10 protein-coding genes and 1 pseudogene are annotated in these 17,413 nt (G+C 35.9%); 1 reads left to right on the top strand and 10 read right to left on the bottom strand.

What is annotated here, in order from left to right:
• Positions 1-229: 229 nt before the first annotated feature.
• The 5 genes from AKG39_RS06740 to AKG39_RS06720 all read right to left on the bottom strand — a co-directional run bounded on the left by AKG39_RS06740 (position 230) and on the right by AKG39_RS06720 (position 5,725).
• On the bottom strand, positions 230-1,297 hold the full coding sequence (locus tag AKG39_RS06740; RefSeq protein WP_050739617.1) for a toll/interleukin-1 receptor domain-containing protein: 1,068 nt from the start codon (positions 1,295-1,297) through the stop codon (positions 230-232).
• A 1-nt stretch (position 1,298) separates the two neighbouring features.
• On the bottom strand, positions 1,299-1,751 hold the full coding sequence (locus tag AKG39_RS06735; RefSeq protein WP_050739616.1) for a hypothetical protein: 453 nt from the start codon (positions 1,749-1,751) through the stop codon (positions 1,299-1,301).
• 777 nt (positions 1,752-2,528) lie between these two features.
• Positions 2,529-3,812, bottom strand: coding sequence for a site-specific DNA-methyltransferase (locus AKG39_RS06730; RefSeq protein WP_050739615.1), 1,284 nt, complete (start codon positions 3,810-3,812; stop codon positions 2,529-2,531).
• A gap of 34 nt (positions 3,813-3,846) precedes the next feature.
• A complete protein-coding gene (locus AKG39_RS06725) occupies positions 3,847-4,476 on the bottom strand; it encodes a hypothetical protein (RefSeq protein WP_050739614.1) in 630 nt (209 codons plus the stop codon).
• 1 nt (position 4,477) lies between these two features.
• Entirely contained in the window at positions 4,478-5,725 is a 1,248-nt protein-coding gene (locus tag AKG39_RS06720) for a hypothetical protein (RefSeq protein WP_050739613.1), read from the bottom strand.
• A gap of 289 nt (positions 5,726-6,014) precedes the next feature.
• On the opposite strand from AKG39_RS06720, the pseudogene AKG39_RS06715 reads away from it, so the two are divergent.
• Positions 6,015-7,319: pseudogene (locus AKG39_RS06715) on the top strand (IS4 family transposase); the annotation flags it as partial.
• Between the two features lie 392 nt (positions 7,320-7,711).
• Here the strand turns inward: AKG39_RS06715 and AKG39_RS06710 are convergent.
• The 5 genes from AKG39_RS06710 to AKG39_RS06690 all read right to left on the bottom strand — a co-directional run bounded on the left by AKG39_RS06710 (position 7,712) and on the right by AKG39_RS06690 (position 17,381).
• Positions 7,712-10,687 carry a type III restriction-modification system endonuclease gene (locus tag AKG39_RS06710; protein WP_050739612.1) on the bottom strand — a complete coding sequence of 992 codons (2,976 nt, stop codon included), beginning with the start codon at positions 10,685-10,687 and terminating at the stop codon, positions 7,712-7,714.
• Positions 10,688-10,702: 15 nt separating this feature from the next.
• Positions 10,703-12,430: a site-specific DNA-methyltransferase gene (locus AKG39_RS06705; protein WP_341407645.1), complete on the bottom strand. Its 1,728-nt coding sequence runs from the start codon at positions 12,428-12,430 to the stop codon at positions 10,703-10,705.
• Positions 12,431-12,624: 194 nt separating this feature from the next.
• Positions 12,625-13,353 carry a hypothetical protein gene (locus AKG39_RS06700; RefSeq protein ID WP_050739610.1) on the bottom strand — a complete coding sequence of 243 codons (729 nt, stop codon included), beginning with the start codon at positions 13,351-13,353 and terminating at the stop codon, positions 12,625-12,627.
• Positions 13,354-14,088: a DUF4391 domain-containing protein gene (locus tag AKG39_RS06695; protein ID WP_050739609.1), complete on the bottom strand. Its 735-nt coding sequence runs from the start codon at positions 14,086-14,088 to the stop codon at positions 13,354-13,356. It abuts the gene before it with no gap.
• A gap of 26 nt (positions 14,089-14,114) precedes the next feature.
• Positions 14,115-17,381, bottom strand: coding sequence for a helicase-related protein (locus AKG39_RS06690; RefSeq protein ID WP_050739608.1), 3,267 nt, complete (start codon positions 17,379-17,381; stop codon positions 14,115-14,117).
• Positions 17,382-17,413: the final 32 nt, after the last annotated feature.

Here is a 17,413-nt window from a genome sequence, read left to right as displayed (position 1 = left end):
CCGACCTACTGATTACGAATCAGTAGGTAAATGGCTTATTGTAGGCATTATTATATGATATGCGACATGTTTACGACACGTTTTGCTCTTTTTTTCAATTGCTAACACATAGGGGCCATCATTCTTTATGTAAGTACACTTGTTGCCAACGTAAATATGCAAATTAATTAAAAATCTCTTTATCTTCATTGTCTCTTTGCTTGGTGTGCCTCTTTTCGACATAACTACGTTATTCTATACAATTAATAATTTCAGCATAGTTTGTCTCCTTAAGTGATTGCAATGAAACAGCTTTCCAATCTCTAAGTCCATCAAGAAAATCACTAATATTATTTGAAATGTTATTAATTCTTTTCAGCTCTTTTAATGGTTGTATTTTATTTATGTCATTTTGGATTCTAGCAATTTGCTCAATCATCTCATCTTCACAAGTCTCCCAGTATTCCGTATATCCAATTCTTCCAGAAGAACTGTAAATTTCAGCACCTACTTTTAATGCGTTAAACACTGGTTCTTCAGCCATTAATTTCTCATAGTTTTTATAGAACTTTTTGTCCTCATCCTCAAGAACTATCATCAAAATTTTCTTCTTATACTCTCTGTCCCTGATAACTTCCATAACTTCATACATACAGTTTTCTGATTTCAAGTAACTGTTACTAATTAGCATTATGACAAAATCATGCTTGCCAATTTGTTGCATAAATTCTTTGATACTGTCTTTATATTTAATATCTCGCTCATCACGAGTCAATGGATATCCTAATTTCAAAAAATCTTCGTCAATAATATCTGCAATATCTTTATTGGCCCACGAATATGAAATGAAAATTCGTTTTTCTTGAGAATCATTGTTTAATAGTTGATCATCACTATCAATTATTAAGTCCTCAAGGTATTCTCTAATATAGTCTACCAAGTGCTTTACAACCTGATTGTTAAATGCGTCCATGTGATCCTGAAATTTGTTCCCCGAACCATAACCATGAGTAAACGCAGTATAATTCCCAAATGCTTCTTGCCCATATTTCAGTAATTGATATAAAAAAGCAATTTCTTTATCTTTTTCTACCGGTAAATCGTATTTGTCATGCCAACCTCTACCATTACAAATAGCCTTCATATCATACTGATGGCTATTGTTTTTCAAGATAACCTCATAAACCATTTCATTAGATTCGATAAAGTTCAAGAATCGGTTCAAGTCGCTCATACCATTACCATATTTAGTTGACAACAGCCTTGATCCATACATTCTAAATTCTCTAGCTAATTTGTTCAATTCCTTCTTATTCATTTCAATTTTTCTCCCCACAATACGAACAATATACACCTATCAGTCTATCGAGTTCAGTAACTTTTATATGCTTTTTACAACATTTCGATTCAACTTCAACTAGTTCATCAATATTTTCATAAATTTCTTTAATATCAACTCTAGGCTTAGATCCAGCTTTGAATTTCATGAATTTATTCCCTCGGCTATTTCTTTCAAGTCCTTTGAACATATCATATATCATTTTCATAGCTTCATGCTCTGCTAGATTCATTGCTTTCTCAATAAACGCTTTTGAATAGAAATGATCTAATTCATGGACCAAACCGCATATTGGGCAAAATAAATTAATGATATCGGATTCTTCAAATTCATCTGCTCTTAACTTAAATCTTTGCTCACAGTGAGGACATTCAAATGAAACGTATCCATCCTCATCTGCAGGTATACTAATTTGAATTGTTATATCAGCCATATAACTATCACCTCACTAACTTCTATTCATCCGGATCCCTATTCTCTGTCATTAGAACATCAACCCAATCTTCCTCAAAATACACCATCCCGTTCCGGTGTAAGTGGTCAATTTTACTTGACAATCAACACTGCATTCTTATTTTACAATAAACATCACTACGTCACTTTGCAAAAGCGATAGGCAGCTTTTCAATAAGTTAAGTTCAATAAGTTAAGAAAGTGGGACCGCTACTAGTAATGGAGTGGCACCGCTACTAGTAATGGGATAACGGTTGCCAGAGCATTGTACAACATTGCAGATGACGTATCGATTTAAATTTTAGTTCAAAAAACTGAGAAAGCGTTGAAAAGTCTCTTTCTCAGTTACAATTTCATAATGTTTTTTTGACATCCCATCCAGCAATTTCTGGACAGGATACCGATACTTCATCAGATTCTGGTCAGGATGGTTTAGCTGCAACAAGATGTTTTAACTCTAAAGCGAATCAACTATATCTTTTTTCCATTCACTATGAAATCCTGACAATAGTATAATATTTTTAACTTAATCGATTTAAATGATACATGATATTTATTGAATAGTTTATCTACATCTTCAATTAATTCTATATATTCAGCTCTTTGCATAACAAGTTTCATAATTGAAACAAGTGAAAACAAATCACTTTTCTTTAACTTATCTTGGGTAAATATGTCTACTCTAAAATATTTAGTAAGGGGTTGTGCCGAAAAAAACTACTATTTTAATATTTTGCTCAATTATTTTCCAATATTCCTACTTCACTTCAAAATATTTATATTCTCCACCATTCTTCCATCCAACAAGATCTGTAACTCCACCTAGGTCTTCTCCCTGTATTATTTTCTCGATTCTAGGTACTACAATAGAATCTATTTGTTCCCCATTCTCAATTCCAATCCATCGCCTATTCATCTTGTGTGCAACAGCACAGGTTGTTCCTGAACCTAAGAACGCATCTAATATTAAATCATTCTCATCTGATGCTAATGCTATAATTCTATGCAATAACCTTTCCGGCTTAGGAGTAGTAAAAACAATATCACTAGATTCTAATACTGCTTTAAGTTCTTTTTTTGCTTCGCTATTATCTCCTACTTCCTCTGCTAACCAAATTGTCTTAGGTGTTACACCTGCCTTAACTTCGCTTAAAAACTTCTTCATTCTTGGCATTGCATTTCCACTAGTCCCAAACCATATTCTTTTATCCGAAACTAGTTCTTCGAACTTTTCCTTTGTCACTCCCCAACTTCTACTTTTTGCAGGGTTGACAATTCGACCTGATGGTAATTCAATAGGATATATATTCTTTTCAGATGGTGTTTTAACCGTCAAATCGCTTGAGGTCCACTTACCTCTATAATCATTATCGGGATTTTTATATCTCTTTAATTGCTCCTCTGTTCGCTCTAAATTATTCAACTTAAACTTTTTTGGATTTTTAGCAAAAACAAGCACAAAATCATGTACATCAGAAAAAAATTTTGCATCATTTTGAGGAGAGTACTTTTTTTGCCATATTATTGTAGCAATATGATGTCTATCTTGCCTGTTTTTTTGTATAACATTCTTACCTTCATTGAAAACCTCATCAAGCAGTACTTTTAAATATGGCATTTCATCATCATCTATATGTACAAACAAACTACCATCTTCCGTCAAAAGATTTCTCATCAGTTCTAACCTTATTTTCATCATTGACAGCCAATCGCTAGTGTCTAATGCATCTGAATAATGATCAAATATCTTACCAGTGTTAAATGGTGGATCTATGTAAATACACTTAACACTATTTTGATGAGATTTATTTAATTTCAACAAAACATCTAGATTATCACCCTTAAATAGAATATTATTATTTAAAGGTAATTTTTCCACTAAACTACCATTGTTTCCATTCTTATCTCTCAAAAAGACTTGAGTACTACTTAGCTCACTTATCTTTCCCCATTTTGAACTTCCCTCATCGCTTATCCCAAGGAAATATTTCTCTTTATTTTCCCATATCAATTCAATTGTATCGTTTATAGACTTACTCATTCTTGCCTCCACTATCTGTTTGAAACGAATATGTTTAGCTTATCCACTTCTTGCCTATTTTTATAGAATGTAAAAACCTTTTTAGTTGAGCATATGGTATTTTCAATTCTATAGTGTTTTCCACATAGCCTGTTGAACTAGTGTCTTGGCTTATATTTCTGATTCCAAAATGTATTCTTCTTCCTCTTTCATATTTTTCCGCATCTAAATATATTTGTCCTGAAGTTGATGTTTTTACATGTACATTAGAATTCTTAAAATATGCACTACATTCTGCCCGAACCCATGTAATTGGTTCAGTAGCACCTAATGATAAACCATTCGGATGCTCTAAACCAGTTGGATCAGGTGCTTGTCTACTTGCCTCATCAAAATTTATATTCAATCCACTTACAAATGCCTCTAATATCTCTATAAATGAATCTAACTGCTCATCTGCAATATGCAAATCAATTCTTTTTTTTGCTCCTGCATTAGCAGATGATGTCATCATCTCTTCCTGCAAATCCCTTGTTACTTTAAGTGATAATATTTGTTCAGTATCATTAGCATTTAAAGTAATAGTTGGATCATCTTCACGATCCCTTATTGAATTTAAAACTCGTGCAATTGGTCCCCACAAACATTGTGCATATTGTACTTCTGTTTCGCCTAGTTTTCTCATATTAATTCTCCTCCACTTCTAAATCAAAACGATTTACTATCCCTGTCATTTCTTCTTTCCATTCTTTTGCAAAACAAAAATCACTTATATCAATGTTATTTTTCTTTCTAAAGGATATACCAATGCCTCTTATGGCTCTCGGTACATATCTAAACATTTTTATGTTAAAGTCTTCTATGAATCCCCATTGTATATTTTGTGACCCGCTGAATAGGCAAAAAACGTCTTCCAACATTTCAAGTAAATCTTCAATCACATTTTTTCTTTCATTAAAGAACGAGGCAAATAATTCTATATCCTTTGTATCATTATTATTTACCATTCCACCAAATACATTAATCCATATCTGAATAAAATGTGGTAGTTTACAAGCTAACACAATATTTGATTTCATTTTTTCAACACATGAAATAAAGCTTTTATCGTCAATTATTGTCAAATAACTCTCATCAGGTGATACTAATGATTCTATTGCACATTCTACTGCACATACAATATAACTTATTTTAGTTTGTAGCACAACATAACCTGCTGCTGTACAAAGGGCGTTATCCCTCATCAGATTTTCAGATACTTCACGCTTCAGACCTAAATGATATCCAATAAAATTTACAAAGCCTTTATTTTTTTGTATTAACTCAAAAATATTCCTTTGCTTTGTTCGTGGATCTGATTCCTTCCAAATCCATCCATTAAGGCTAATCAAATACTTTCGGATTAAATTATACGCGCCTCTTTCTTCATAGGTTAACTGTTGTCCTTTATGTAACGATACTGTAATTTGTGATTTATCAGTAATTGCCGAGTTTATTAAATTAACACCTCTTAATAGGTTTAATTTGTTTTGATCACTCACTGAAAAAGTTGCTAATATATTATCGGGTTCAACAACAAACAGATCATTATGCAGACCAAGATTATATAATTCCACAAATTGACTACTCTGACATACCAAGTATTTTGAATCCACTTTCATAAATTCACAAATTCCAAGAAATTTGAAATAATCATTAAAATCACATCCACGCTTGCATTCTGTTAATATACGAGTAATCTTTAGTGGCGAAAATGATTTTGCCAAAATATCAATTTCTAGTATACCCGAAGAACCCGAACTACTTTCACGTTCTTCCATCCATGTTAAATTAACATCAATATAATAATCTAATGTCTGAAATAATGCACCTGTAAGTATTTCTAGCTCTGCTCCCGTCAAATTCTTATAATCATCACTAAACCCTCTAAACATTTTATGTACTACTCCCCAATATCATTTATAAAAATTATTATACCACAAAACAATAATACAAATAATCTTCCTTTTAATAAATAACTCAACTTTCCCAGCTTCAAAATTCAGCTGAGACATTAGTACAACACCATCTGGAGCTTCTAAAAAACAGAAGTTGACAGAAAAATGCACCTGACATCTGATATAATGAAAATGTAAACTAACAAAAATCAGACAGGAAAGGTGCATACCATTATGATAAACCAAAACAGCCCATCTGAACAGACAACGTGCATTTTAAAAAGCTTTTAAAGCATTGAAACTAGCAGGATTACTCAGAGATTCCGGCATCCGCAAAGCACAGGGTATAAAAGTTGCCAAAGTTTTCGAATTGCTGTTACTCCTTGCGTTTCAGGGAAAAAATCTGTATCGATATTTGGATTCGAAATATCAGGAAACAGCGGCATCCAAAAATACTTACTATCGTTTTTTGAATACCTCAACTTACAACTGGCGACGGTTTCTGACATCGCTATCCGTAAAAGTAATTAATTCATTCAGCCGGTTGACTCGTCCGGATCGCGTCAAGATTTTTATTCTTGATGATTCGGTGGTCAGCCGGAACAGGAGCAAGCATGTCGAATTGCTGGCAAATCTTTATGACCACGCTGAGCATCGCTTCATCAAAGGTTTTACCATGCTTGCCCTGGGCTGGTCGGATGGCTACAGTTTTATTCCAACTGATTTTGCCATGATGTCTTCAGCCAGCAAAAAAAATCGGGTGCAGGAAGTTTCAGAATCAATCGACAAACGCACCAGTGGTTACAAACGTAGAAGCGAAGCCATGAAAAAGAAAACCGATGTCGCTGCCCAAATGATCAGAAATGCTCTCAATCAAGGCATTCAGGCAGATTATGTCTTAATGGATACCTGGTTTACTCATGAACCGATGATTCGTTCCATTCTTGATGAAGGTCTGGATGTGATCGGGATGGTCAAGCAGTTGAAACAGCGTTATCACTATAACGAAGGATTTTATACCCTTCCGGAGTTGCGGAAACGCTTACCTGAACATTCGCCTGGAAACCTGTTTGGTTCCATCATTGTAAAAACGAAAAATGGGATCCCGATTAAACTTGTTTTTGTCAGAAACCGCAATAACAAAAGAGAATGGCTGACGGTACTCAGTACCGATTTATCCCTGTCTGATGAAGAAATCATCCGTATTTATGGGAATCGGTGGGCGATTGAAGTTTTTTTCAAATCCACCAAATCCCTCATGAAGCTTGGCACCGAATTTCAGGGACGAAGTTATGATATGATGATCAGCCACACAACCATTGTTTTCACCCGATATATCCTGCTGGAATGGCTTCGCAGAAGCGAAAAGGATGATAAAACCTTGTGCGAATTATTCTTCAGGCTCTGTGATGATATCCAGGATATGATCTTGACAACCGCTCTTCAAAGTTTGATGAGCTTATTTGTCGAACAATTGAATACGGTAGGCGCCAGAAAGTCTATGCTGTTAAAAAATCAACTCCAGCAATGGATTGACTCTCAGGCCTCATTTGTAAAGGCTTTGTTTGGTCAATTAGGCTGGGAAAGTTGAGTAATTAATATAGCAACTTATTAATTTCTGTTCTTCTTAATCATTTTTAAAAAGGGGTACTTGATTTCAAACGATATTTTAATGGTTTATATTCACTTAAAATCTCTATTTATTCAAGGCCATGCCCCTAAACAACTTAATCCATCTTTATGATAATTTACTTTATGTCATCTAAGCTATTGATATTACATTACCTTATAATCCAGCACTATATCAATGTTTATTTGTGTTTGTAGTAAGATACTCAACTTTGCCAAGTTAATTGATTAAACAAAGTCCTGATAAATGAAATTAGGGATTCAATCCATTTCCGAAGTTTATTTTTTAACAGAGCAGACTTTTTAATGATCACTAAATGTGGCTCTCCTAAATATTTATTTTTTACTCAATGTTCACACACTCGTAATAAACGTATTAAAATCGTCCACTTTATCAAACCCAATGCCATTCTCCAATGCTTCAAAATGGGCTTTTCCACATTTGATTTTTCCAGCTTCCGTTGGTCTTAAAGAATCTTTTTTAATATCACCCTTGGTTTCAACCACAAAGTAAATTTTATGGACGCCATCTTTGTCAATGACAATGGCCCAGTCCGGATTATATGTGCCTAAAGGGGTTGGAATCTTGAACCAATCAGGTAGCTTGGCATATAGCTTAATATGCTTGTTGTTTTCCATCTTCTCTGCAAAAGTTGCTTCAGTCCCGCTGTCATAAACCACATAATCATAAATTGATTTACTGCTAGGGATCATATTCTTGGATAAATAACCGAAAAGTTCCTGGCTTTCAAAAAGCTCTTGGGCAAAGAAAGCATCATCTCCGATTTTTGTATACTTAATCCCGTCAACGATCATTAATTTGAGTTGAGAGGAAATAATGTCTGCGGCCTGTTCCATATATTTCTGGGGGTTCTTTTTAAATAAAGGGATGGTATCACTTTTGATGAGAATATCCACTATGGTTTTTCGAGTCAGGTTAGTCTCATTCTGTAAATACGTAATAATATCCGGGATCATATCGTTCTGGTTATTTACGGTATAACCGATACGGTCCCGTTCTTCAACGATAATGCCGCTTTGTTCGATATTAAGCTTGGCCCTTGAATAAATTAACTTTGGGGCCGTAATACTTAGGTTTTCTTTCAATTCTTTTATACAGGTATTGATTAAAATATCGCTGTCAAAATCAACGGAATAGGTGGTTTTGTATTTGATATGATCCCATAAGGTTTTAAATTCCGCGTCTAAATATACCGCTTTATTCAATTTGATACTTTTCTTATTACTGTTGTTCTTTATGTTGAGGCTACTACAGGCTTTTCTGGTTAAAACGATAATCTCCGGCTTAATACTTTCATAGGCTATTGGAATATCCAAACTATTATTTTTAAGTGCCAGTTTTAGTGAATCCTGTACATTTCCGGTTTGATCGATATATCCCTGGGTTTCAAAATGCTTGACAATTACTTCTGAGGCTGTTTGTCCCAAATACTTTGTACTGCCATTGGCCTGCTTAACTGGAATATTAGCAAAGGAATGACTTTCAATGACACCAAAACGAATGCCTTCTTCGTCCTCATATTCCTTCTGTAAATTCTTGGCAAAATCATCATAGCTTTCATTAGCCATGACTGTCAGGGTATTAATGGCAAAGCCATGCTGGCGCTCGCCTTTTTGATTCACACAAAGACGAAGCCCGCGTCCGATTTCCTGGCGTTTCTTTACTTCCTTTTTAGTATCGTTTAGGGTGCAGATTTGGAATACATTGGGATTATCCCAGCCTTCTTTTAGCGTGGAATGGGAAAAAATAAAACGCAGCTTGGTATCAAAAGACAGCAGTTTTTCTTTATCCTTCATAATTAAGTTATACGCGCTTTCATCGGCTATTGTGACACCGCTGGTGTCTTTTAAAACACCCTTTTTATCAATGGAAAAATAGCCATCATGGACCTCGTGAGCGTCTGCCTGGAGATGTGGTGAACTCAACAAAGATTGATACTTGGGTTGCTTAATGAGGATCGAATAATGTTTTTCAAAAAGCTGTGCATAGATACCCTTCTGCTGACCGCCATCGGAATCATATAAACGATAATTGGCAACCCGATCGATAAAAAACAAGCTTAAAACTTTAATTCCCTGTTTATTGAGTATCAATTCTTTTTCCAGATGCTCTTCAATGGTTTTTCTGATCTGGTGCTCTTTGATGACCAAGGGATCAACATCACCAATCCCTTCATTTATCCTCAGAATATCTGGCTGACTAGTAAAAGAAACATATTCATTGCCGGTTTCACAATAAATCTCATTGACAATATAGCCTTCATAAACATCCCGGGAACCAGAAATTTCATACAGATCGGTGTTGCGTGTCACCGTAATAACTTCCCGGTTAACCACACCCTTTTTATTTTTTTTGTCTATTTCGATAACTGCTGTTATCGGGGATTTTTTATTATTCACCGAAATCAGTTTTAAATAGGCCTTATTATGATAATCCTTTGTTTCAAAAGCGGCCACTTCAATCTGTTTAACCAATTCTAGGTTATAGCTATCCACCGCATCGAGTTTGTACACCTGATTGTGCTTTTCTACATGGGTGGCGGAATAACGAAATATACATAAGGGATTTAATGACTTAATCGCTTCCTTTGCTTTTGCTGTTGAATCGACGGATTGCGGTTCATCGATAATCACAAAAGGTCTGGTTTCCTGGATAAGCTCGATGGGTTTCATACCATTTAATTTATCATTGGTTCGGTGGATGAGATTGGCTTTATTTTCCTTTTCAGGATCGGCAAAACTCTTGCGAAAGGCATCAATATTAATGACCATGATTTCAATGTTATCACTGACGGCAAAGCTGCGAACCTGTTCCAGTTTGCTGCTGTCATAAATAAAATAATTGTAAATGGTATTGTTGTATATGCCATTGAAATGCTCCTTGGTGATTTTCAAGGATGTGTAAACCCCTTCCTTAATGGCCAGGCTGGGTACTACAATGATAAATTTTGTGAAGCCGTAATGTTTATTCATCTCAAAAATTGTGCGCAGATAGACATAGGTTTTTCCGGTTCCGGTTTCCATTTCCACATCAAAGTCATACGCGTTGTTTTTGAGCTTCTTGGTTTGATTAAGACCGTTTCTCAGTTGGATATCATGGAGATTATTAAGTATTTCTTCATCATCCAGTTCCAGCTTGTTCCCTACTCCATTGGTGGTATCCAGCATACCGATTTGCTGGGAAAATGTGGACACGGTAAAATTCGATTGCATCGGGGTTTGACCTCTGAATAAATCAACAACCGAGGATATGGCATCATGCTGGTACTCTAAGTTCTTGTCAAATTGTAGTTTTAGTTGTGGTTTCATTTTACGCATATCCTCCTATAATGTAATAAATTCATCAATCCCACCACATTTCAAAATTTCTTTTATGTTGGTTTTATTGCTGTCGGTTTTAAAGCCGTTGTCTTTAAATACCACCCGGGTAGTTTCAGGAGCTAAGGCTTGAACCTTTTCTAAAATACCCTTTGCAATACTGGTTGTAATGTCATTGTCCAGGCAAATCATTAAGACCCCAAAGCCGATGGAATAGACTTTTTTTGCTTCAATAATGAATTCTTCCACCGAGTAGGTTAAATCCAGTCCAAACTTGAGCATGATTTCATAAACTATATCCAGCTCGGTGCGACCAACTACGTAATTATTGATGGCATCCAAAAGGCTTGCTTCAAGGTCATTCCCTTTTGGATGCCATTTTCGGATATTGGAAGTATCCAGTTTTAAAACCTTAAAACCGATATCAAGGTTTTGTGCCAACAAACCTTTTTCTTCCTTTATTTTTTCTCCTGCCCGGCGGATCCGTTCTTTTCCGATTTCGCAGATATTATCGTAACCTGCCTTAGCAGCTTCGCTGTTTTTGTCCGTTGGTTCAGGAAGCTGGACCATAATAAATTTACGATTGCCTTCATCTACAGCATTAAGTTGCATGACAGCGTGGGCAGCGGTTGCAGAACCTGAGAAAAAGTCTAAAACAATTCCGCTTTTCAGTTGTGACATTTTAATACAATCTATTATCAAATCAATCGATTTAGGTGCTTGGAATATCTTATCTTTTGTATTAAATAAATCATTAAATATGCTTTGTCCTTTTTCAGTATGATATTTTTTATCAGTCCAAATTGATTTCATTTGTTTTAAAGGTCCTTCTCCATCTATGTTAGCATAAGCTTTTCTATAAATTTTCCATCTGCCTCTTACGTGTTTGGCTACTAAAAGATTTTTTTCTGAGTTTGCCTTTTCTAATCCCCAGGTCCAACAACCTTCAAAACCATCCTCCCAGTTTGGAAATACAATATTCTTATATTTTTCATTCTTTGAAAAAGATATATCACCCATTTCAGACACATAAAACGGGTAATATAGATTTGGTCTGTTATGTTTTCCAAACTCGCGATGTGTATTTCTTAATTCAAGCTCTCTAAATAAACCATTTTCATCTTCAAGATTATAGTCAGAATCAATCTCGTCATCATTCTTACCAATTGATAAGTCCCCTTTGGCTAAACTAATCTTTGAATATATCACAAGATAATCATGACAATTTGCGATATATTTATCCTGTGATCGGCCTTTTGGATTACATAAAGCAGTTATTTGACCGATAAAATTATCTTCACCTAAAACTTCATTACAAAGTTTTTTAAGATTATCAACTTCATTTTCATCAATACTAATAAAGATAACACCGTCATCAGTAAGTAAATTACGAGCCAGTCTTAAACGGGGATACATCATATTCAGCCAGTCCGTATGGTAGCGGCCACTAGTTTCGCTATTATTGCTGATATTTTTACCTTCGCTATCGGTTTGCCCTGTGATAGATTTATAATTTTCGATGCTATCTTTAAAATTATCCGGGTAAACAAAGTCCTTCCCGGTATTATAGGGAGGGTCTATGTAAATCATTTTCACCATGTTGTGGTAGCTTTTCTGGAGAAGCTTCAACACTTCCAGGTTATCCCCTTCAATATACAGGTTTTCGGTGGTGTCCCAGTCTTTGCTTTCTTCTTTACAAGGGCGCAGGGTTCCAGTGGATGGTGTTTGAGCCAATCGTAGCGCCTGGCCTTTTCCGTTCCATGAAAAATTATAGCGTTCAGCGGAATCATCCACATAATCACCAAGGTCTTGTTTTAATTTATCAAAATCAATTTTTCCGTCGGTTACAATATCCGGGAAAAGTTCCTTTAATTTTTCTATATTATCCTGGGCTAAATCCGGGGTTTCTCCAGTTAGTCTGGTTTCAATCATCTTTCGTACCCTCCTAAGGTTTTTATTAAAAATTTCATCATAATACTTGTTTGTTCAATCACATATTCCATTTCATTTTCATTGACATTGTCGTTATGCTTAACATTATGATTTTGAAAGTCGGTATAATATTTTATAATTGTTGGTACCATGTTTCTCAGTTCACACGATATATTTATTTCTTTTAGTCTTTGACCTATTTCAGCATTTTGATTTTCAAGACTCTTCTTATTTCCTAGTAACCCTTTGACTAAAAATTCAAAGGATAACCGCATATCATCAAGGGTATTTCGCTTGTAAATATCGCCCTCAAATTTTAGGAGTGCATTATTATACTGTTCCAAGGCTTCGGGGTAGTCTTCCAACCAGTGTTTTGTTTTTTGAACTAACTCAGTTTCGCTGATTTTCTCTTTCGATAAATTTCCATACCTTGTAAAAAGTCGATGTTTTAATTCTGTAGCAGGCTCAAAATCTTTAAAAGTTGGCAGCTCACATAAATCTCTGATAATCGCAAATTGTTGTTCATCTGAAAAAGGCAATAAATTTTTATTCAATGCCGTTCGTTTATTCGGTACATCAGTCTCAAAAGGGTATGCGGCACATGGGATATTAACATTGTAGTCAACCGCATAGTTTGAACAAAATGTTGCAATTTGATAACCTGTAAGACCGTTATTTGTATCCCCTAAAATATCCGTTGCGTAGGTTAAAAATGCTCTATCCAATTATTGTTCTCCTTTCAGCAGCTTATTTTTGCTGGCTTCCATGTTTTTTATTTTTATACTCAATTCCATTTTTCGATTGAATTGCTTTTCTTTTTTAAGGGCTGTACGTAATGCTATTAAGTTTTGTTCCAGGGTATTAAGCTTTCCCAGAAAATCACGAGCAATTTCACCAGTCATTTGATTGGTAGTTTGGTTTGTTTTGTTTAATACCTGATTGGCATTAAAGATGCTGATGGCATCCACCAGATCAGTATAAAGATCATAGTAATTGGTGAAGCGCATCTTCAGCAAATCGAATGATTTAAAAAATTCTGAATCATGTTTTAAAAATCCGGTATTTACAAAAGGTTCTAATGTGTTTTTACTAATATCTTTCTGATTTATCTGTTGGTGGGCTGTCCAAAAGGCTGTTTGATGGTCAAGACGAAAGACCAATACCATGGGATATGGAATGGTGCGCATGATAATTTCAGCAATTCTGCTTAACTTTTTATCTTCTTTTAAGTCGACCTCGATGATCTCAATCTCTTCATATTCTCTGATGTCATCTTTATAAGGTTGAAGATTCAGGGTGTCGGGTTTTAAACAATAAAGCCAGGTTATTTTTTTAATTCCCTCGGTAAATAGTTTTTTATCGGCAGTGGATAAGTCTGTGTTCTCGCTGAATTGTTTTTTAAAAATGCTGTTATTAACCTCACAAGACTTTGGTAAATTGAAATAAGTATACTTTTCCATGTTCTTCTCTCTTTCAAGACCTTTGGTTATTTCAGCACTAGAAATGTAATCAGTTCAAAATCTTCAATGCCATCAAAAAGTTCCTTCTGCATGGTGGTGCCACCTTTGCTAAATAAACTGGCCACCCCCACTTCCTGTTTCTTGCCAATGAGATTTTCAATGGCGGTTTCCAGTAAATCAGAATAGTGGTTCATTTTCAAGCCATCCGCTGTTTCCTGGTTAAAGGCATCCACAATTTCGCGATAAACCTCATTGGAACCAGAACACAGTTTTTTATAATAATCCAGTATTTTTTTTGCATGAATGAATGAGAAGCGCACCCCCTTATCGGTGACGTAAACCATGTAATAAGGAAACAATGCATTTTGTTCTTTAGTTTGATTGTGTCCTTTAATCTGCCTCAGGGTAAAAATTACGCCAGGGGCAATTTCTTCCCGGAGGCTCTTGTCTATTTCTACAACGGCATACATGCCATTGGGTGCCTCATCCAGAAGTTTGCGGTTGTCTTTCATGTAACCCATAAGATCGATTTTAAAATCATTAAAGGTCAGATCCGTGATCGAGATTCCGCCGGAGATATCTTCTAAATCCACGACTTCATTCTGGAGTTTTTGCAATTGCTTGCGGCGATATTCCAGGTCTTTCATTTCTTTGTTATCATCGGCTTCAATGATATTTTCCTCACCGGTGGCAGATACGTCCAGAAGCACCATGCGCCCACGAACCCGTTGCTGAAGATTGATATAGGCATCCAGGTCTTTTGTGGCCCAAAAGTTAACCAATTGAATGACATCATTCTGGGAACCAATCCGGTCAATCCGACCAAAACGCTGGATAATACGTACCGGATTCCAATGAATATCATAATTAATCAGATAATCGCAATCCTGTAGATTCTGTCCTTCAGAAATACAATCGGTGGCAATCACCGCGTCAATAAAATGGGTGGCTTCCGGAAATATCTTTTCACATTCTTTTGATAAGGGTGAGAATAACGTGAGAACCGTATTAAGATCTGTAATTTTGATGGTTTTTTTCAGGCTTTTGCTGATTGGAAGAGTTGAACGATTTTCCCCGCTTCCGGTTACCAGTGCGGCATAGATGCCCTGCTTTTCAAGATCATTGGCAATATTTTCGTATAAGTATTTAGCGGTATCTGAGAAAGCGGTGAAAATGAGAAGTTTTTTATTTTTGGGATTAATGGGGTTCGTGGTTTTATTTGCGATAAGGTCTTTTAATTTTAATAACTTGGCATCACGTTCCGGAGTGACGTTAATGGCTTCAAGATAAATGGTTTCCAGTTTATCGCGATCAGCTGCCAAGTTTTGTCCCCATTTAATTAAATCCATATCCTGTAAGAGCACTTTCACATTGTTTCCAAACATCAGGTTTTCGAATTCAGGATCATCCAGATCCATGTCATTAATATCCGTTTCCGGATTATAATCTGTGCCATGGTCGTTCACAATTTCGATGGTCCTGTTTATTTTTCCCAATATTTTTTCAATGGTTAAGGCAAAGGAATTAATGGAGCTTTCCATTCTTTTTAATAAGCCAATACGCAAGAGACCCACCAGGCTTTGTTCCCGATCTACCTGGCGAAAGACGCTGTTACTGCTTTGTCCAACCTGCATATCGTATTTCATTTCGTATGATCTACGTTTTTCAGGAAGCACATACCCCAAAGGCGAATAGACGCAAAGGGAAAGCTTTTTGATGAGCTTATTAATGGTCTCAATGGGCGGGAATTCGCCTTTAGTATCAATCACCGGGTATATATTCTGGGGCGATAGCCGGGTGGGGAATTTTCCGATTTCGTCCAGGTTATAGTATTTTTCAATGTGCTTTCTTGACCGGGCAATGGTGACGGTATCAAGTAGCTTAAAGTAATCCAAATTCATCATATCAACAAAGATATCCGTGGTTCTTTCTTCATCCGGTAATCCGGACCATTTATTAAATACTGCCTGGGCCTGTTTTAAGATCAGTTCCAGATTATTCAGTCCAACGCTTTCAAAGGCATTGTTTTTGCCTTCGGTGATAAAAGCAATTTGATTCTTAATATCATTCATGCGGTTATTTACCGGCGTGGCTGATAACATCAGGACCTTTGTTTTGACACCGGATTTTATGATATCTTCCATGAGTCGCTCATACCGGGTGATTTTTCCTTTTACCGGAGGGTTATTTCTGAAATTATGGCTTTCATCAATGACAACCAGATCATAATTTGCCCAGTTTAAGGTGCTTAAATTAACGCCTCCAGATAGGCCCGAAGTTCTGCTCAGGTCGGTATGATTCAGGACATCATAATTAAAACGATCCTGGGCAAATATATTGCGCTTATCGTTTTGGGTATAAATGGTCCAGTTTTCCCGTAGCTTTTTTGGCACCAATACGAGAACGCGATCATTTCGGAGTTCATAATATTTAATGACTGCCAGAGCGGTAAATGTTTTACCTAAGCCTACACTGTCGGCAATGATGCAGCCGTTGTATTTTTCAATTTTATCAATGGCACCCATGGCACCATCCTTTTGGAACTTATAGAGCTTGTTCCAAACCAATGTTTCCTTAAATCCGGTTTTACTTTTAATAATATTGTCTTCGGTCAATTCATCCAGGTACTGATTGAAAATATTATATAAAGTAATGAAATAAATAAATTCTGGGGTGTTTTCTTTATAAAGGACTTCCATTTGTTCAAGAACTTTTCCTTTTACATCTTCAACGGCGGTTGTGTCATTCCACAAATCATTAAAAGACTGTAAGAACGCGAATGTAAAATCTTTACCATACATACAAAAATTACTGTCAAGCCGATTGGACGGTGTTATGCCCAAGCCATCCGAGGTAAAATCTACGGTGCCATTGATAGAGAACGCATCCGCGTCGTTTTCGCAGTATACTAATCGGGGTTGGGCTGGATTGGCATTTTTCAAGGACTTAATTTCGGCTTTTTCAGAAAGCCAGGCCGCACATTCTTTTGCAATGGCAGCCTGTTTCATTTCATTTCTCAGTTTGATTTCATACTCATTTCCGGATACCATTTTTTCCTTGGCATGGTCAATGTAAAATTCTCGGATTAACTCCCGATCTTTCTTAACAAATGTGGGCTCGGTGAAAACAAAGCGCATATTATCAATCTTATTGAGTTCTTTTTTGAGTTCCGCATAGGCATAAATGGTAAAATAGGCTGATATTATGGATAACTTTGAACCTTTTTTCAGTTCAGCTTTAAGCTCATCCACTACTTTATTTTTTTTGTTGTCCAATACTTTTGGTGTCTTCATTAAATATGGCCCTCCGAGTTAAATGTTTGAAT

Origin of the sequence: Acetobacterium bakii (assembly GCF_001263355.1) — a bacterium.
GTDB classification, from domain to species: Bacteria; Bacillota; Clostridia; order Eubacteriales; family Eubacteriaceae; genus Acetobacterium; species Acetobacterium bakii.
This window is presented reverse-complemented; position numbering and strand designations above follow the sequence as displayed.